At 60.1% G+C, this 18,403-nt stretch carries 16 protein-coding genes; 10 read left to right on the top strand and 6 right to left on the bottom strand.

Features of this window, described 5'->3' with window-relative positions:
• Window positions 1-52: 52 nt before the first annotated feature.
• From ABTW55_RS18775 to ABTW55_RS18750, 6 genes are all read left to right on the top strand, one after another.
• Window positions 53-970 carry a bestrophin family protein gene (locus tag ABTW55_RS18775; protein WP_033635062.1) on the top strand — a complete coding sequence of 306 codons (918 nt, stop codon included), beginning with the start codon at window positions 53-55 and terminating at the stop codon, window positions 968-970.
• Window positions 971-1,004: 34 nt separating this feature from the next.
• A complete protein-coding gene (locus tag ABTW55_RS18770; protein ID WP_033635063.1) occupies window positions 1,005-1,967 on the top strand; it encodes a Dyp-type peroxidase in 963 nt (320 codons plus the stop codon).
• Between the two features lie 72 nt (window positions 1,968-2,039).
• Window positions 2,040-3,149: a YbdK family carboxylate-amine ligase gene (locus ABTW55_RS18765; protein ID WP_060421615.1), complete on the top strand. Its 1,110-nt coding sequence runs from the start codon at window positions 2,040-2,042 to the stop codon at window positions 3,147-3,149.
• 95 nt (window positions 3,150-3,244) lie between these two features.
• Window positions 3,245-3,424, top strand: a complete 180-nt coding sequence (locus ABTW55_RS18760; protein WP_004935085.1) for a hypothetical protein — start codon at window positions 3,245-3,247, stop codon at window positions 3,422-3,424.
• A gap of 210 nt (window positions 3,425-3,634) precedes the next feature.
• Window positions 3,635-4,231 (top strand): hypothetical protein, encoded by a 597-nt coding sequence (locus ABTW55_RS18755; RefSeq protein ID WP_033635069.1) that lies wholly within the window; start codon window positions 3,635-3,637, stop codon window positions 4,229-4,231.
• Between the two features lie 2 nt (window positions 4,232-4,233).
• The gene (locus tag ABTW55_RS18750; protein WP_033635070.1) at window positions 4,234-5,007 is read left to right on the top strand and encodes a DUF3307 domain-containing protein; all 774 of its coding nucleotides are present in this window, start codon (window positions 4,234-4,236) and stop codon (window positions 5,005-5,007) included.
• 48 nt (window positions 5,008-5,055) lie between these two features.
• On the opposite strand, the gene mgtA is transcribed toward ABTW55_RS18750, so the two are convergent.
• Window positions 5,056-7,755, bottom strand: a complete 2,700-nt coding sequence (gene mgtA, locus ABTW55_RS18745) for a magnesium-translocating P-type ATPase (RefSeq protein WP_033653591.1) — start codon at window positions 7,753-7,755, stop codon at window positions 5,056-5,058.
• A 242-nt stretch (window positions 7,756-7,997) separates the two neighbouring features.
• Entirely contained in the window at window positions 7,998-8,696 is a 699-nt protein-coding gene (locus ABTW55_RS18740; protein ID WP_025303346.1) for an MgtC family protein, read from the bottom strand.
• 501 nt (window positions 8,697-9,197) lie between these two features.
• Between ABTW55_RS18740 and ABTW55_RS18735 the strand changes: the two genes are divergently transcribed.
• Together ABTW55_RS18735 and ABTW55_RS18730 are read left to right on the top strand one after the other, a co-directional pair.
• Entirely contained in the window at window positions 9,198-11,381 is a 2,184-nt protein-coding gene (locus tag ABTW55_RS18735) for a glycoside hydrolase (protein ID WP_060421617.1), read from the top strand.
• A gap of 61 nt (window positions 11,382-11,442) precedes the next feature.
• Window positions 11,443-12,828 (top strand): CoA transferase, encoded by a 1,386-nt coding sequence (locus tag ABTW55_RS18730; protein WP_060421619.1) that lies wholly within the window; start codon window positions 11,443-11,445, stop codon window positions 12,826-12,828.
• On the opposite strand, the gene ABTW55_RS18725 is transcribed toward ABTW55_RS18730, so the two are convergent.
• Window positions 12,825-13,700 carry a LysR substrate-binding domain-containing protein gene (locus ABTW55_RS18725; protein ID WP_060421621.1) on the bottom strand — a complete coding sequence of 292 codons (876 nt, stop codon included), beginning with the start codon at window positions 13,698-13,700 and terminating at the stop codon, window positions 12,825-12,827. The two genes, ABTW55_RS18730 and ABTW55_RS18725, sit on opposite strands and share 4 nt — an antisense overlap.
• Window positions 13,701-13,801: 101 nt before the next feature.
• Here ABTW55_RS18725 and ABTW55_RS18720 point away from each other — a divergent pair, with 101 nt between their 5' ends.
• Complete coding sequence (locus ABTW55_RS18720) at window positions 13,802-15,217, top strand: pyridoxal-dependent decarboxylase (protein ID WP_033635075.1); 1,416 nt, start codon at window positions 13,802-13,804, stop codon at window positions 15,215-15,217.
• Window positions 15,218-15,230: 13 nt separating this feature from the next.
• On the opposite strand, the gene ABTW55_RS18715 is transcribed toward ABTW55_RS18720, so the two are convergent.
• Window positions 15,231-15,872, bottom strand: a complete 642-nt coding sequence (locus ABTW55_RS18715) for a GNAT family N-acetyltransferase (RefSeq protein ID WP_080289899.1) — start codon at window positions 15,870-15,872, stop codon at window positions 15,231-15,233.
• A gap of 795 nt (window positions 15,873-16,667) precedes the next feature.
• Here ABTW55_RS18715 and rcsA point away from each other — a divergent pair.
• On the top strand, window positions 16,668-17,297 hold the full coding sequence (gene rcsA, locus ABTW55_RS18710) for a transcriptional regulator RcsA (protein WP_033635078.1): 630 nt from the start codon (window positions 16,668-16,670) through the stop codon (window positions 17,295-17,297).
• Window positions 17,298-17,515: 218 nt separating this feature from the next.
• On the opposite strand, the gene dsrB is transcribed toward rcsA, so the two are convergent.
• Window positions 17,516-17,716: a protein DsrB gene (gene dsrB, locus ABTW55_RS18705; protein WP_033635079.1), complete on the bottom strand. Its 201-nt coding sequence runs from the start codon at window positions 17,714-17,716 to the stop codon at window positions 17,516-17,518.
• A gap of 318 nt (window positions 17,717-18,034) precedes the next feature.
• Complete coding sequence (gene cspE, locus ABTW55_RS18700) at window positions 18,035-18,247, bottom strand: transcription antiterminator/RNA stability regulator CspE (protein WP_004935122.1); 213 nt, start codon at window positions 18,245-18,247, stop codon at window positions 18,035-18,037.
• Between the last annotated feature and the right edge of the window lie 156 nt (window positions 18,248-18,403).

The raw sequence follows: 18,403 nt of genomic DNA, 5'->3' as shown, positions 1-18,403 counted from the left end.
CGGATAAGAATCGACTATTCTCAATAGCAGGACACCAGGAAGCACCCACGTCATGATAATTCGCCCGAACCAGAACTGGTTTTTTCGCCTGTTCGCCTGGCACGGTTCCGTGCTGTCAAAGATCACCTTTCGCCTGTCGCTGAACGTGCTGATGTCGATAGTGGCGGTGATCAGCTATCAATGGTACGAACAGCTCGGCGTGCATTTGACCATCGCGCCGTTCAGCCTGCTGGGTATCGCCATCGCGATTTTTCTCGGCTTTCGCAATAACGCCGGCTACAGCCGCTTTGTCGAAGCGCGCAACCTGTGGGGCTCGCTGCTGATTACCGAGCGATCCCTGCTGCGCCAGATAAAAAGCCTGCTGCCGGACGAACCGGCGGTGCACCAGAAGGTCGCCAAGCTGCTGATCGCCTTCAGCTGGAGCCTGAAGCATCAGCTGCGCGCCACCGATCCGACCGCCGATCTGTACCACAACCTCAGCAGCAAAGAGCTGGCGGAGGTGATCGCCAGCCCGATGCCGACCAACCGCATCCTGCTGATGCTGGGCCAGGAGATCGGCAAGCTGCGCCGACGGGGGCTGCTGAGCGACATCACCTTCGAGCTGCTCGACAACAAGCTGAGCGAGCTGTCCCACGCCCTCGGCGGCTGTGAACGGCTCGCCAGCACGCCGGTGCCGTTCGCCTATACCCTGATCCTGCAGCGCACCGTTTACCTGTTCTGCAGCCTGTTGCCTTTTGCCCTGGTGACCGATCTGCATTACATGACACCGTTTGTTTCGGTGTTCATTTCCTATACCTTCTTATCCTGGGACTCACTGGCCGAAGAGCTGGAAGATCCGTTCGGCGTGTCGGCCAACCATCTGCCGTTAAACGCCATCTGCAACACCATCGAGCGCAACCTGCTGGAAATGAACGACCAAAGCCCGCTGCCGCCGCCGATGAAACCCGACGAGCACTTTAATTTGATCTGATCGATTTCACCCGAACACACTGGAGCCGAATGCAATGAATGCAAATAACAACCCGCCGCAAGCCGTATTCACGCCGGTAACGCGCCATGCCATCTTCATCGTCGCCACTCTGTCGCCCGTTCCCGCCCATCTGGCGGCGGTGCGCGCCTGGTGCGGCGACATCGCCGCCGTGGTGCGTTCGGTCGGCAAACGCGCGCCGGCGGGCAACCTCACCTGCGTTTGCGGCTTCGGCTCCGAAGCCTGGGATACGCTGTTTGGCGCCCCGCGCCCTCGCCAGCTGCATCCGTTCAGCCCGATCGGCAGCGGGGAACGCGTCGCCGTCGCCACGCCCGGCGATATCCTGCTGCATATCCGCGCCGATGAAATGGATCTGTGTTTCGAACTGGCCTCGCAGCTGGTCGGCAAGCTCGGCGACGCCGTGACGGTGGTCGAAGAGGTGCACGGCTTCCGTTACTTCGATCAGCGCGCCATGATCGGCTTCGTCGACGGCACGGAGAACCCGGAGGGGCACGAAGCCTTCGACTACACGGTGATCGGCGACGAAGACGCGGCGTTCAGCGGCGGCAGCTATGTGCTGGTGCAAAAATACCTGCACGATATGCAGGGCTGGAACTCGCTCAGCGTGGAAACGCAGGAGAAGATCATCGGCCGCCATAAGCAGTCCAACATCGAACTGGATGAAGCGGTCAAACCGTCGTCATCGCACAGTTCGCTGACCACCATCACCGACGAGCAAGGCAACGAGGTGAAAATTCTGCGCGACAACATGCCGTTCGGCCGCCCCGGCCTGCGCGAATTCGGCACCTACTTTATCGGCTATGCGCGCTCTCCGCAGCCAATCGAGCAGATGCTGGAAAACATGTTTATCGGCCGCCCGGCCGGCAACTACGATCGGCTGCTCGATTTTAGCCACGCGGTGACCGGCACCCTGTTCTTCGTGCCGTCCGCCCCGCTGCTGGAAGCGCTGGCCGATCGCAGCGGCGCCGAACTGCATTAACCCTCCCTTCTGCGGCAAAGCCTCCCCCCGCGACTTATACTGAATTAACGTTGCGTATTGAGGGGAGGCACCATGCCGCTCACATTCAAACGTTCGGAAAGGCTCTCCATCGGCACCGAAATAGAGCTGCAGCTGGTCGATGACAAGCACTACGATCTTACGGATCGGGCCGACCGGGTGGTCAGCGCGGTCGGCGACCGCCGGCGCGTCAAACATGAGCTCACCAAATCGATGGTGGAGCTGAACAGCTCGGTGCACCGCGATCTCGAGGAGCTGCACGCCGAGCTGCGCGCCCTGACCCATACCGTCCGGCGCAGCGCGCAGCGCCTGGGCTGTGACGTCTGCGGCGGCGGCCGCCATCTGAGCAACGACTGGCGCAAGCAGGTCATCAGCGACAACGCGCGCTACAGGCAGCTGGCCAGCCGCTTTGGCTATCTTTCCAAGCTGGCCTGCGTGTTCGGCCAACACATCCACCTCGGCGTCAACGACGGGAACGAAGCGATGTACCTGTGCCATGCACTGACGCCCTACTTTCCGCAGCTGATCGCGCTCAGCGCATCGTCACCGCTGTACCAGGGCGTCGATACGCGCTTTGCCAGCTCCCGTTTCAGCGCGCAGAATTCCTTCCCCAACTACGGATGCCTGGAACACATCTACAGCTGGCGCGAATTCAATGCCTACTACGAACGGCTGAACGCCGCCGGCGTGATTGAAAGCATCAAGGATATTTACTGGGATGCGCGGCCCAAACCGGAGCTGGGCACGGTGGAGATCCGCATCTGCGATACGCCGCTGCGCCTCGCGCATGCCGTGCTGCTGGTCGGTTACTGCCGTCTGCTGGCTGATTTTCTGTTGCAACACCGCACGCCGATCGCGCCGGAATACGATGCCTTCACCAATTACAACAAGATCAACGCCTATCGCAGCGGTTTCGCCGCCGAATACGTCGATCCCGCGACGCTGCGCCGCAGCAGCCTGACCGCCCATATCCTGCACACTCTCGACGCGCTGAGCGGTTTCGCCGAGCGACGGGAGGATCGGGCCGTGCTACAGGCGATCGAGCACCATGTCCGCCAGGGCATCAGCGATTCGGAGCATATCCGCCAGATGTTGCACAACGGCCTGCCGCAGGCTCAGGTGATCAAGCGCCTGTGCGATGAGCTGTTGCAACCGGCAAGTTAAGTTTCGGCTATCGATTCCATACGCCAAAGCCGCTGTTCATTATGTGCTCTTTCGCTACAATCGTGAGCACTGACATTCATCGTATCGAGGACACCATGTACAACTTCTCCCGCTATCAGGCAAAAGAACTGGCGCTGGCTTACATGAGCGGCAAAAAACACGATCTGTCGCCGCAGGAATTTTTGCAGCAGCTGAAAAGCAGCGAGCGATCGTTTGAGCACCTGCTGAAACACGGCAGCGAAATGCCGCGTGACGTGCTGGTTAAAAGCTTCTGAACGGCCGGTTGCCGGCCACTTTCCGTCTACGCCGCCGGTGGCGAGCCTGCAGGCCCGCGCATTCCCGGCCATTCATTCCCCTCCTCACCCTGCCTCAATTCGTCCTCACAGGCGAAAATCCGAGAAATTCGCCCCAAAAGGCGAATTATTGACATATTCGTATCCAGGTGCGAATTTATAGTCATCCTTCTATAAACATCGGAACATGTCATGCCGACGCCAATCAGCGTAATCAGCGGCGATCTGGTCGATTCCCGCCGATCAGACACCGTCAACTACCTCAATGAGCTGCACAGCCTGCTCGATCGGCTGCGGCGCGACGGGCGGCTGCATCAGGTGGAAATCTTTCGCGGCGACGCCTTCCAGGCGCAGGCCGCCCCGGAGGACGGGCTGCTGCTGGCGGTGTATATTCGCCTCGCGCTGCGGGCAACGGGCGCCGCGCACTGGGATGCGCGCGTCGCCGTCGGGCTGGGCAGCCAACGGCCCGACGCCGCCGGCTATGGCAGCGCCTTTATCAACTCCGGCAGCGCGTTGGACGCCATGGCGAAAAATTGCCGGCTGGCTCTGAAAACCGACAACGATCGGACAAACGCCATTGTCAGCGATCTGCTGCCGATGTTAGATCATGTGATTGGCCGCCTGTCGCAGACCGAAGCGCGCATCGTCCAGGCGAGAATGTTCGCCGACAGCGGCGCTGCCGTGGCGGATCAGCTGCAAAAAGCCGCCTCCACGGTCTCCGCCGCGCTGAAACGCGCGGCCTACGAGGAAATCATGCGGTTTATTCACGCCATTAACAGGATCGTCTGACTATGGATCTGACCTATGCGCCTTTGCTGGCCTGGCTGTTGCTCGTCCATCTGCTGGCGGATTTTCCGCTGCAGCCGCTGAGTTGGGTGGAAGATAAAATCCAGCATCGCGCGCGTTCACGTTTTCTGGTGTTGCACGCGTTGCTGCACGGGGTGCTGGCCGCCTGGGTGGTGGCCGGTTTCGGCCTGCTGCACGGCGGGCTTTCTTCACTTCAGGTGCTGGCCAGCCTGCTGATCATCGCCGTCAGCCACTACCTGATCGATTTACTGAAGGTCACCGCGATGAACCGCCTGAGCCCGGCCCGCAGTTTCCTGCTCGATCAGGGATTGCATCTGGCGGTAATCGCCTTGCTGTGGCTGGGGCTGACGCCGAATGCCGGTGAACTGCTCGCCGCGCTGGGGCGGCAACTGGGGCGTTGGCAAACCGGCCTGGTGCTGGTGGCCTACAGCCTGATTTATCTGCCGATGAGCCTGCTGATCGGGCAACTGCTGGCGCACTGGACGCCGCAAATGCCGCCTTCGGCCAAGGCCGACAACGACTCGCTGCTGCGCGCGGGCAAACAGATTGGCTATCTGGAGAGAACGCTGATCCTGACCTTTGTGCTGCTGGGGCAAATCCCGGCGATCGGCTTTTTGCTGGCGGCCAAATCTATCTTCCGTTTCGGCGATCTGCGCCAGAGCGACGATAAGATGCGCACCGAGTATGTGCTGCTCGGCACGCTGTTTTCCTTCACGCTGACCATCATGCTCGGCCTGCTGGTCAACAAACTGCTGTAGCGGAGCGGGGGCGAAAAATTTCGCCCCCGGAGTGAACGCCGAGGCGGCTTACAGCCACTCGCCGAAGCGGCGGATGTAGAAACGCTTCATCAACTGCGCGACCACGCAGTAGCTGACCAACGTAGCGGCCAACCACGGGAAGTATTCCCACGGCAGCGGCTGCAGGCCAACCAGGGCGCCGAGCGGCGAGAACGGAATGTAGATGCCGAGCGCCATCACCAACCCGGTGGTCAGCAATACCGGCAGCGCCGCGGTGCTCTGAATGAACGGGATCTTCTGGGTGCGCAGCATATGCACCACCAGCGTTTGCGACAGCAGCCCCTCAATGAACCAGCCGGACTGGAACAGCGCCTGGTGTTCCACGCTGTTGGCGGCGAACACGTACCACATCAGCGCATACGTCGTGATATCGAAGATTGACGAGGTCGGCCCAATCCACAGCATAAAGCGCCCGATGTTTTTGGAGTCCCACTTGCGCGGCTTGCGCAGGAACTCTTTGTCCATCTTGTCCCACGGCAGCGACAGCTGGGAAATATCGTACATCAGGTTTTGAATCAACAGGTGGATCGCCAACATCGGCAGGAACGGAATGAAGGCGCTGGCCACCAGCACCGAGAACACGTTGCCGAAGTTGGAGCTGGCGGTCATGTTCAGGTACTTGATGATATTGCCGAAGGTCTCGCGCCCTTTGATCACCCCCTCTTCCAGCACCATCAGGTTCTTTTCCAACAGGATGATGTCCGCCGACTCCTTGGCGATGTCGGTGCCGGTGTCGACCGAAATGCCGACGTCGGCATCGCGCAGCGCCGGCGCATCGTTGATGCCGTCACCGAGGAAGCCGACGGTATGGCCGTTGGCCTGCAGCATTTTCAGCACCCGCGATTTTTGCAGCGGCGTCAGCTTGGTGAAGACCGTGCGCTGCTCCACTTCGCGCGCCAGCGTTTCATCATCCATCTGTTCAATCTGCAGCCCGGAGAGCGGTTCACCCGGCTCCAGCCCGACGTCGCGGCAAATCTTGCAGGTGATCACCGGGTTGTCGCCGGTCAGCACCTTCACCGTCACGCCGTTTTCCTGCAGTGCGGCGATCGCCTGCTGCGCGCTCTCCTTCGGCGGATCGAGGAAGGTCAGCAACCCTTGCACCACCATGTCGCGCTCGTCGGCCACGCTCAGCGGGTCGGCCGGGCGTTGCGCATCCAGCTCGCGCGTCGCCAGCACCAGCACGCGGAAACCGTCTTCGTTATACTCGCGGGCCAGCGCCTGCAGCGCCGCACGGCGCGCGTCGTCCAGTTCCAGCGTCTTGTCGCCTTCACGCACATGAGTGGCGATCTCCAGCATCTCCTCTACCGCGCCCTTACAGATCAGCTGCTGCTTGCCATTTTCGTCCGCCACCACGATCGACAAGCGGCGGCGCACGAAATCGAACGGCAGCTCATCCACCTTGCTGAAACGCCCCAGGGCTTCGATCCCCGGTTTGCCGCGCCCGAAGCGGATCACCGCCTGATCCATCAGGTTCTTCATGCCGCTCTGATGGAAGCTGTTCAGCCAGGCCAGGTGCAGCACCTCGTTATCCCTGGCGCCGTTGACGTCGATATGGTGCTCGAGAATGATGCGGTCCTGGGTCAGCGTGCCGGTCTTGTCGGTGCAGAGCACGTCCATGGCGCCGAAGTTCTGAATGGCGTTCAGGCGCTTCACCACCACCTTGCGGCGCGACATGGCGATCGCCCCTTTCGCCAGGTTGGAGCTGACGATCATCGGCAGCATTTCCGGCGTCAGGCCGACCGCCACCGCCAGTGCGAACAGCGCCGCCTCGCTCCAGTCGCCTTTGGTGAAACCGTTGATCAGCAACACCACCGGCACCATCACCAGCATGAAGCGAATCAGCAGCCAGCTGACGCTGTTCACCCCGCGATCGAACGCGGTTTGCGCCCGCGAACCGACGATGGACTTGGCCAACGAGCCGAAGTAGGTGCGCCCGCCGGTCGCCACCACCACCGCCGTGGCGGTGCCGCTGGCGACGTTGGTGCCCATCAGGCAGACGTTGGAGAGCTCAAGCAGCGCGTTCTCGCTGGACACTTCCCCTTCGCTCGACTTCTGCGCCACGCTGCCCATGGCATCGTATTTTTCGATAGGGATCGCTTCGCCGGTCAAAATCGCCTGGCTGATGAACAGATCGCGCGAGGCGATAAGGCGCACGTCGGCCGGCACCATGTCGCCGGCGGAGAGCTGAATGATATCCCCCGGCACCAGTTCGCGGATCGGCACTTCCAGCGTCAGCGGATGCGCGCTGTAGCTGCTGCGGCGCAGCACCGTGGCGGTGGTGCGCACCATCGACTTCAGCGCTTCCGCCGCTTTGTTGGTGCGGTATTCCTGCCAGAAACGCAGCAGCCCGCTCAGCGTGACCATGATGAGAATGATAATGACGCCGGTGAGTTCAGTTTCTTCACCGCTCTGGCGCGGCAGCCAATAATCGGTAAAGAAACTGATCGCAGCCAGCACCATCAGCACGAAGATAAACGGGTTGTTGAAAGCCTTGATCAGCTGGATCAAGGCATGCGGCGCCTTGTCGTGGGCGACCTGATTGGCGCCGAACTGCTCCAGCCGCTCATCGGCGTCGTCCTGAGTCAAACCGTTGCGGTTGCACTTCAGGTTCGCCAGCGTTTGGGCGATGCTGTTGGTCGCTTCTTCCGCAATGGCGTAGGTCACCGCGTCTTTATCACGGCGACGCGTTCTTTCATTAATCTGAGTCATAACGCTATTCTCTTATTTTCGTTCTGCGCACAGGGGTATCCCGCCCGATAAACAGGTGACTCTGCGCAGAGTGGAATTTTCTAATTAGCGTGACTGAATAGCGTGATTACCCTGTCAGCCACGCAAGAATCATTTCCCTTCCGGGGTCATCGTCCATAACGCCTCCTTAATGCTCGCGTTATTCAGGCCTACCTGAATAAACACGAACATATAATCAAGTTAATAAATATTTATATCATTACTCAGACCGGTAATTCAGACGCAACGCGCCAGCGAACGGCGCTCACGCTTTTTTCCAGGCTGACGCGGCAGACAATACCCTCAATTTCTTTTTGTGCGGCCGGCGTGGCGGTAATTTCCGCGCACACTTCCAATTGCCCCGGGCTGGAAATATCGGCGCTGCGCAAAGATTGCAGCCGCAAGGCGACGCCGTTCAGCGCCTGCAGAATGAGGGTACGCACCAGAATTTCATCCTGCTCGCCACAGGTCACCTGAATGCGATAGCACAGTTCCAGGTCGGTCGCCTGCTGGTGCGGCTGCAGATTGATGCGCTGGGCGGCCTCGCGCAGCAGGATATTGGCGCACAGGATCACCAGCGTGGCGACCACCGCATCCCAATGCTGGCCCAGGCCGCACAGTACGCCGATCCCCGCCGAACACCACAGCGTGGCGGCGGTGTTGAGGCCGCGAATGTTCAGCCCTTCACGCATGATAACGCCGGCGCCGAGGAAGCCGATACCGGATACGATCTGCGCAGCCACGCGGCCGGCGCTGGCCGGATCGGTGGACATGGAACTGAGAATAAAGACCGCCGCGCCGGTCGCCACCAGCGCATTGGTGCGCAGGCCGGCCATGCGTTGGCGCCACTGGCGCTCGGCGCCAATTACCGCGCCCAGGCACATCGCCAGCAATAAATTTAAAACGAAAGGAGTCATAGCCATGACTGTCCCCTTAATTAACCTCAGGAGATAAAATCATGTGCTGTTTAGCACACGCAAAATTGCGCCGAAAATAAATCAGCGAATCAGCGTACTGTGCCTGGAGGGAAAAGGCTGTGGCTGCAGAATACCATAATAACGTCCAACTCAATTCACCTGAAACCATCAGACCTCAGGAAACGTTTTATATTCGGGTATGCACAGCTCAGGAATAACTGGAGAGGGGTGCTGCCCGCCGATAACGGCAAGCAACAAATCAGAAGAGAATTGGTCAGCTTGCCTTATTTGTTTTATTACAACTACAACTGTCCAATTGGGTTTCTCCACTGAAATTTTGGCTGAGTATAGTGACGTCGGGTAATGAAGTAAAGGCTAATTTATTAAACGAAAAATAAACTGAAATACCGCGATGATATTTCGATGTCACAAATCGGCAGCGACAGCGTTGGGCGGCAGTGCGCTTATCGGTAAACTGCTCCCCTTCATCTTTCAAGGACGCCCCCGATGAAACACCGGCTTTCCCCGCTCGCGCTCGCGCTGCTCGTCAGCTATCCCGCCGATGCCCTGCTGCTGCAGCAAGGCGACGCGCAGTTTGAACTCGATCCCGCCACGCTGCGCATTGCCGCCGGCGCTGTGCCGGTCAATCTGGCGCAGCCCGCGCAACAGGTGGCGGATCTCACCGCGTCGCCACAACGCGCCAGCTGGCGCTGGCCGCAGAGCGCGGTCAAGGTTAGCGCCCGTCTGGAAGGCGGCGATCTGCGCCTGAGCTTCAGCAGCGACCGGCCACAGCTTCTGAACTGGTATCGCCTGCCGCCACAAACAGAAACGCTGCTGTTGCCGATCGGCGAAGGCAGCCGCATTCCGCTCGACAACGCCGTCTGGCGCCATTACCTGACGGCGGAAATGACGCCGCTGGATACCAACTGGGATCTGAAGCTGCCGCTGTGGAGCCAGCAATACCAGGGCAAGGTCTACAGCTGGCTGATGTTGACGCCGTTCAGCAACCGGGTCACCTTCGCCTCGGCGCAGGAAAAGCTGGAGATGCGCGCCGGGCATCAGTTCAACCGCTTTAATCAGCAACAGGCATTCGAGGTGCTGCTGCACGTCGGTGACACGCCGCTGTCCGGCGCCCGCCGCTATCGCGACTATTTGCAACAGAACGGCCAGTTCAGCAGCCTGCGCGAGAAGATAAAGCAGGCGCCCGAAGGCGAAAAGCTGATCGGCGCCACCCATGTCTACCTGTGGGGCGATAAATTGCTGGCGGCGGAAGATGTCAAAGATTGGCCGGGGTTGCTGCACTACCTCGCCTCTCCCGCCGCCGAAGGGCTGCGGCAGAAGATGGATGCCGAGAGCAGAAAGCTCCTGCTGCAGCTGGCGGGCAAAACACCGGAGGGCTGGCAGCAACAGCCCCTGATCGACGGCATCAACCAGGCATTGACGGCGCAAATCCCGCTGGGCGCCACGCCGGATGACGCCGATTTTCTGCAGGCGCAGCAGCGCCAGGCCGCCGCGGTGCGGGAGCGGGCGCAACAGGAACTGGGGCGCTGGTTAACCCCGGCGGACCGTTGGGGGCAAGGGCTGGCCAAACCGGTGATCGATGCGCTGCGCCAGGCCGGCTTGCCGCGCCTGTGGTTGGGCACCGATAACTGGACCGCCGCCTTCCTGCACCCGCAGGCGGTGGCCGCCGCCAAGGCGGCCGGCTATCTGATCGCCAGCTACGACTCCTACGATACCGCCATTCCACGCGGCGTGAACGACAGCTGGCTCACCGCGCAACTGCCGACGGCGCTGCGGGAAAGTTGCGCCATCGTGCGCGCCGACGGCAGCAAGAAACCCGGCTTCGGCAAACAGGGGTACTACCTCAATCCGGGCTGCGTCCTGCCCTATTCTCAACGGCGCATGCGCGAGCTGGTGCAACTGGCCGGGTTGAACAGCCTGTTCCTCGACGTGGACGGCACCAGCATGGTCTCCGACGACTATCAGCCCGGCCACCCGACTGGCGCGGCACAGATGGCCGAGGCGCGCAACGCCCGGCTGGCCTGGTTCAGCGCCACCCTTAAGCTGCCGCTCGGCTCGGAGGACGGCAATGCGGTAACCGCCCGCAGCCTGATGTTCGCCCACGGCATGGAAACCTGGGGATTCGGCTGGGGCGACAAGCAGATGAATCAGGATAAATCCTCGCCCTATTATCTCGGCGCCTGGTGGCCCAACGCTCAACCGGCGTTTTTCTTCCGCCCCGCCAAGGTGAAGCAGCCCTACCGCACCGTCGAATTCGATCCGCGTTATCGCCTGCCGCTGTACCAAGCCGTTTTCCACGATGCGATCGTCAGCAGCCACCACTGGAATTACGACAATCTGAAGTTCAGCGACGTTCAGACCACCCGCAGTCTGCTCAGCCAGCTGTACAACACCGCGCCGATGTTCCATCTGAGCCGCGCCACCCTGGCGGCCCGCCTGCCGGCGATCAAACGCGCCGACGCCGCCTTCCGGCCGTTGCATCAGGCCCTCTGGGACAAAGCGCTGACCGACTTCCGCTGGCTCGATCGGGACGGCTGGGTGCAGCAGACGACCTTCAGCGACGGTTCGACGCTGACCGCCAACTTCAGCGCGCAGTCGTTCGCCGGCGTAGCGGCCCACAGCCTGCACGCCAAACTGGCCGACGGCCGCACGTTCGACGTTGCGCCTTAGCAAGGTCGCCGGCGATGGGCTACGCTAGGCTATATTTCCGACGACCCGCAAGGAGTGGCTGATGACGCCTCTGATCCACACTCTGCTCGACGAGATTTGGCAAAGCCTGGGGCAACGCCCCGCGCCCTGCGACCGGTTAACCGTAAGCGGTACCGGCGCATTGCCTTCGGCTTTTCCCGTGACCGAATTGGCTACCGCCGCCTGGAGCGCCGCCGGTTTGGCCTGCGCCGAGTTGCTTCGCCGCGAGGCTGCCGATGCGCCGCAGGTCTGGATCGATCAACGCCTGGCCTCGCTCTGGTTCGGCTGGACGCTGCGTCCGCTGGGTTGGACGCTGCCTGCCGCCTGGGACGCCCTGGCCGGCGACTACGCGACGGCGGACGGCTGGATACGCCTGCACACCAATGCACCGCACCATCGGCGGGCGGTGGAACAGGTGCTGGGCCCGGCATCGGACAAAGGCGCGCTGGCGGAACGCGTGCTGGGCTGGAAAAAAAGCGAGCTGGAGGAAGCGGTGATCGAGGCCGGCGGCTGCGCGGCCCAAATGCGCTCGGCGGCCGCGTGGCGACAACATATTCAGGGCAAGAGCGTGGCGCTCGAACCGCTGATCCACGCCTCGCTGCAGCCGGAAGCGCCGCCGCCGGGCTGGACGTTGCCCGTCGCCCGGCCGCTGCACGGCGTGCGGGTGCTGGATCTGACGCGCATTCTCGCCGGGCCGATCGCCACCCGTTTTCTCGCCGGTTTGGGCGCCGACGTGCTGCGCATCGATCCCTACGGTTGGGATGAGCCCGGCGTCGAGCACGAGGTAATGCTGGGCAAACGCAGCGCGCGCCTCAACCTGACCAATGCGCACGATCGCCACACGTTTGAACATCTGCTGAGGAACGCCGACGTGATCGTGCACGGCTACCGTGCCGGTGCGCTGGAGAAGTTGGGCTATGGCGCGGAGGAAAGGCGCGCGCTGGCGCCGGGCCTGATAGACGTCTGCCTGAATGCCTATGGCTGGAGCGGACCGTGGCGCACCCGGCGCGGTTTCGACAGCCTGGTGCAGATGAGCTGCGGGCTGGCGGAGGCGGGCATGGTTTGGCGCAGCGCCAGTTTGCCGGTGCCGCTGCCGGTACAGGCGCTGGACCACGCCACCGGCTATTTGATGGCGGCGGCGGTGCTGACCGGTATGGCGCAGCGCCTAAGCCGCGGCACCGGCTACCACGCGCGGCTGTCGCTGGCGCGCACGGCGCAACTGCTGCTGGCGCATCCCTGTTCGGCAGATTATCGGCCGGAGCCGCTGGCGCCGGCCGGAACCGCCGACGAGAACCCGGAAACGGAACTGACTTACTGGGGCGCCGCGCAACGCCTTCGTGCCCCGTTAAGCCTGCAGGGTACGGCGCTGCAATGGGCGTTGCCGGCGACCACGCTCGGCACCTCACAGCCGGAGTGGCTGCGCCGTTAAACCGCCGCCAACTGTTGCTGCAGCCACTGCAGCAAGCGTGTGACCGCCGGCGTCAGCCCGGCGGTCTGCGGCCACACCAGATAAACGTCGTCCTCGCTCAGGCGACAGGGCGCAGCCAGCGCCACCAGCCGCCCCGCGTCGATCGCATCCTGCACCAGCAGCTTTTTCGCCAGCGCGATGCCGAACCCCTGCTCCGCGGCGCGAATCAACAACCCGGCATCGTTGAACACCGCCTGTTGCCGCCCGCACCGCGAGCGCCCTTGCGCATTGAACCAGTCGCGCCACGGGCTGACGTCGTGCTCCAGAAAGGGAACGTCGCCGCCGTTCTCGAATGCCGTTCCCCACTGCCGCGCCATATCCGGCGAGGCGACCGGCAGCACGTCGCCCGACGCGATGCGCTGCGCCTGCAGCCCCGCCCACTGGCCGCTGCCGATGCGGATCGCCGCATCGAACCCGCGCTGCGACAGATCCTGCAACGCCAGCGAGGCATCGATATCCAGCGCAATATCGGCGCAGGCTGCATGAAATGCCGGCAAACGCGGCAACAGCCAGTAATGGGCAAAAGACGGCAGCACGCTGATGCGCAGCGTCTGGCTCGCCGCCGAGCGCCGGGCGCGGGCGACGCCCTGCTGCAGCGCCTGCAGCGCCGGCTCTACCGCCGCCAGCAACTCTTTCCCGGCGGCATTCAGGCGCACACCGCGCCCGCGCCGTTCAAACAGCGGGTAGCCCACCGCCTGCTCCAGCAGCTGAATTTGCTGACTGACCGCGCCATGCGTCAAATGCACCTGCTGCGCCGTGGCGCGCAAATTCTCCAACCTAGCGGCGATAGCAAAGGTCGGCAAGACATGCAGCGGGAGACGTTCATTCATCATTGGTTAACCAGGCTAGCCAAAAAGGCTATTTTTTATCGATTTTGGCCCGCAGGCAAATGTTCTATGTTTACCCCATCATCCCTGACGCTTTCGGAGCCGCCATGCACCCACGTTTACAACAGGATCTTGCACAGTTTCCGCAGATCCTCGATCACACCCGCCAGTTGGCGGAAGATTTTCTGGCCGGGCTGCAGCAACGCTCAGTCTGCCCACCGCTCGCGCAACAGCAGCTGCAACCCGGTGACGATCGGCTGGCGGAAAACGGCGAAGGCGCCCTAGCGGCGCTGGATGACTTTTGGCAACGTTATCAGGCGGGCATTTCCGCCAGCGCCGGCCCGCGTTATTTTGGCTTCGTCACCGGCGGGGGCACGCCGGCGGCGGTCGCGGCAGACTGGCTGGTTAGCGTGACAGACCAAAATAGCCAGCTCAGCCATGATACGATCGCTGCGGCGATCGAGCTGGCCGCGGTGACGCAGTTGAAATCCCTGCTGGGCCTGCCGGAAGCGTTCAGCGGCAGCCTGGTCAGCGGCGCCACCATGGCCAATTTCGCTGGGCTGGCCATTGGCCGGCAGTGGCTGGGGCAACAGCACGGCGTGGATATCGCCCAACAGGGCCTGGCGGCGCTCGGCCCCGTCCGGGTGCTGGCGGCCAACCCGCATTCCAGCAGCGTGAAGGCGCTCAGCATGCTCGGCATCGGCCGCGACGCGCTGACGACCGTCGCCAGCCTGCCGGACTCAGAAGCCATGGATATGGCGGCGCTGGAGCGACAGCTCGCCGCCGGCGCAGGCCGTCCCACGCTGGTGCTGGCCAGCGCCGGCACGGTCAACACCGTCGCTTTCGACGATCTGCCGCGTCTGCTGGCGCTGCGGGAGCGCTACCCGTTCTGGCTGCATGTCGATGCGGCATTCGGCGGCGTAGCGGCCTGCTCGCCGCTATACGCCCCAAGGCTCGAGGGCTGGCAGCATGCCGATTCCATCACCGTCGATGCGCACAAATGGCTGAACGTGCCTTATGACAGCGCGATCCAATTTACCCGCCACCTGGATCTGCAGATGCAGGTATTTCAGAACCATTCGGCTTACCTGGAAGCGCCGACGCCGCGGCCGGACAACTATCTGCACCTGACGCCGGAAAATTCGCGCCGCTTCCGCGCCCTGCCGCTTTGGCTGACGCTGAAAGCCTATGGCCGCAGCGGCATACGGGATATCGTCGAGCGCAATGTCCGATTGGCGCAGGCGCTGGGCGCGGCGTTAGCGGCCGACGACGGCTTCCATCTGCTGGCGCCGGTGAATTTGAACGTGGTGTGTTTCGCGCTCAGTCACCCGCAGGGCGACAGCGAAGCGGCGCGCGATCGCTTTCTCGATCGCCTTAACCGGCACGGCGTGGTGCGTTGCACCCCAACGAGCTATCACCATCAGCCGGGGATCCGCGCCGCGCTGGTCAACTGGATGACAGAGGAACAGGACATCAGACTGGCGCTGGACTCGCTGCGCCATTGCCTGGCGGAAGCGGCCTAATGCACGCGGCGCATTACTCGCGTCGGAAGGCCTGCAATTGCCGTGCTTGCCGTCCGTCATCGCCGATGTTATCCGGCGATAGCCAGGCGGCAAACGCCGCGCGCCGCGCCGGCCATTCCCCGTCGACGATCGACAGCCAGTCGGTGTCGCGCGTGCGTCCTTTGACGACGACGGCCTGGCGGAACGTGCCTTCATAGCGGAACCCCAGGCGCTCGGCGGCCTGGCGTGAAGGCAGATTGAGGCTATCGCATTTCCATTCGCAACGCCGGTAACCAAGATCGTCGAACAGGTGCCGCAGCATCAGGAAGATCGCCTCGCTGCCCAGCGCACTGCGCTTCATCAGCGGCGACCAGTTGATGGTGCCCAGTTCGGCCACGCCGTTGGCGGGATCGATGCGCAAAAAAGCGCAGGTTCCTACCGCGCGCCCGTTCGCCCGATCGATCACCACCATCGTGTTTCTGTCTGCGCTGGACGCCTGCGCCTGGAGATAACGCTGGAAGTCTGCGCGCGACTGCGGGCGTTCCCAAAACAGATAGGTCCAGTCGCGATCGTCCTCGGCGGTTTGATAAGCCTGATAAAGCGCCTCCCCCCATCGCTCGAGGTTAAGCGGTTCCAGGCGGCAAAACCGCCCTTGCAGTGGCGTGTGGCCGGGCATGCCTGCCGGCTGCCAATGAGGGAGGGCTTCACCTATCGGCTGCCCATACTGATTCCGTCTCACCGCGGCATCCTGTTTTTTGAAAGGTGGAGAGGCAAGTTAAAACCAACGCGGGCCAGAGACAACTCCGACCTGCCATTCCTCCCCGGGGATCGGGCAGCAGGATGATAGTTTAGAAAAATCACTCAATCACCGTTAAACATTCACGAAAACTATTTCATGTGAAATAAATATCCAGATAACTCATTGTAAAACGGTGATTTATAGCAACAATTAAGCTACACATTCCAGCCAGAATGTTAACTTCTGTTTGTTGTTATGATAAAAAAGGCGTGCTTATCATTTGCGCGAAAAGCAAAAAACACCGCAAAATAATGATTTTTATATGTAAAAATGCAAAGCATTCAGGGCGAGTGTTTTTTCACCGCTCAAGAAACGCACTGAAAGACCTCAAAAAAACGACACATGAATTTTTTTTAAGACTTTTCCTAGCAAACTAAAATTTTGTTTCGTGACATGATGAACAGATTCACGGCAAGCAATGCAGACAGGCTCGGGCGCCAAGCGCAAATCAGGCTCAACATGCCGAAGCTGGACGAACAGCAGATCGCTCTGACTTAAGCCAAACTTATAGATTCATGCAATTAATAAGTTTAGTATGAAAATATCATTGAGTGACGTCGTGTTTATTGATAGAACACTCGCTACACTGAATTATTGCTCCATTTTGCCTTTCGGCTTTTTAGGCTTTTTCTCATATTACCGCAGTAAAACGGATTTAAGTGGGGGTGCGATATGCCAACGATCATCATGGATTCATGTAGCTATACCAGATTGGGATTAACCGACTATCTGACTTCGCATGGCGTGAAGAAACGCCATATTAATGCCATCGAGGACATTGACAGCCTGCACGAAAAATGCAGCAAGTTGAATCCCAGCCTGGTGTTTATTAACGAGGACTGCTTCATCCACGAAGCGAACGCCACCGAGCGAATAAAACGGGTGATTTCACTGCACCCGGATACGTTATTCTTCATCTTCATGGCCATTACCAACGTACATTTCGACGATTATTTATATGTTCGCAAGAACGTCATCATATCGTCAAAATCCATCAAACCAGAGACTATGAATCAGCTACTTAGTCACTATCTCGAGAGAACGTCCCTACGGGCGGAGAAATCCTCTCTGGATCAAACGCCGGTAACGCTGAGCCAGACCGAATCGAACATGTTACGCATGTGGATGTCCGGTCAAGGCACCATCCAGATATCAGACCAGATGCAAATAAAGGCCAAAACGGTCTCTTCCCACAAAGGAAACATCAAGCGGAAAATAAAGACGCACAACAAGCAGATCATTTACCACGTTGTTCGTTTGACCGATACCTTGACCAGTGGAATATTTGTCAATAGCCGTTAAACCACAGAGAACGCCCCCACTCTGTTTTGCCAGCCGTTAAATACCTGGTGATAATGTCATCTGGATATCAGATGCTGGCGCCCTTAAAAGAATACCTGCTGCGTTATCCCCCGCTAGCGCAACGGGTATTTTTTTGTCATCGATAAAAAGAATCTTACCGCTATGAAATAATCTCAAAACGGACAATTTCATTAGCAAATTAATGAGATTAGCCGAAGTTACTGCCCATGCTCGCGACAGGGCTCCACAAACGTGCCGTCACGGCTGTCGATTTCATTAAAAAACCATACGCCCGCCGGGTAGTCGTCAAGAGAAACCAGATACATGGTGCCTTCGTTGAACACCTCTACGGCCAAAATGATGCCTTCACGCCGCGGGCCGCCGTCTGTTTTTACCGTCACTCGATCGTTAACCTGCATACCATTCCCCATTATTTGCGATTGCCGTCAGTGTATTACAAAACCGAGGGCGATGGACACCGCCCTAGCCCTGCCGGCCTCTGCTATCAGCGTAGCAGCCGCCTGGATTTTCACTTTCTTAACGGTTTGGCCGCAGAATCTTAAGCCGGTCTCGCGTAGCCTGTCTTCAGGCGTTTCCCCCCCAGAGAAGCGCTCGCAAATGAAGAAGTAACAAGGAACTTTTGCCCGCAGACTTGCGGGCTTTTTTTCGCACCGCCGAATTTCAGACACAAAAAAACCCGCCGCAGCGGGTTTTTTTCAATCAGCGCCAGGCGCCAATTAGATAGCGGTAACGTTAGCCGCAGATGGACCTTTCGCACCGTTCTCGATAGAGAACTGTACGTTCTGGCCTTCAGCCAGGGTCTTGAAGCCTTGATCCTGGATAGCAGAGAAGTGTACGAATACGTCTTTGCTGCCGTCTGCTGGGGTGATGAAACCAAAACCTTTAGCTTCGTTGAACCACTTCACTTGACCTTTGATCATGTTAGACATGTCTAATTCCTTCAATAATAAATGTAAGCCGCCATGGGCGAGGTAGCCGGTCATCAGTTACTTATGGAGGCACTGGAAAGGAAATTCGTCAGAGAAGGGCTATCCGGGATAACGCTTTAAATTTGAACTACTTTACTCAAAATGTCGTGCATAAAT

Origin of the sequence: Serratia sp. SM04, assembly GCF_040280225.1 — a bacterium.
Taxonomy (GTDB): domain Bacteria; phylum Pseudomonadota; class Gammaproteobacteria; order Enterobacterales; family Enterobacteriaceae; genus Serratia; species Serratia sarumanii.
This window is presented reverse-complemented; position numbering and strand designations above follow the sequence as displayed.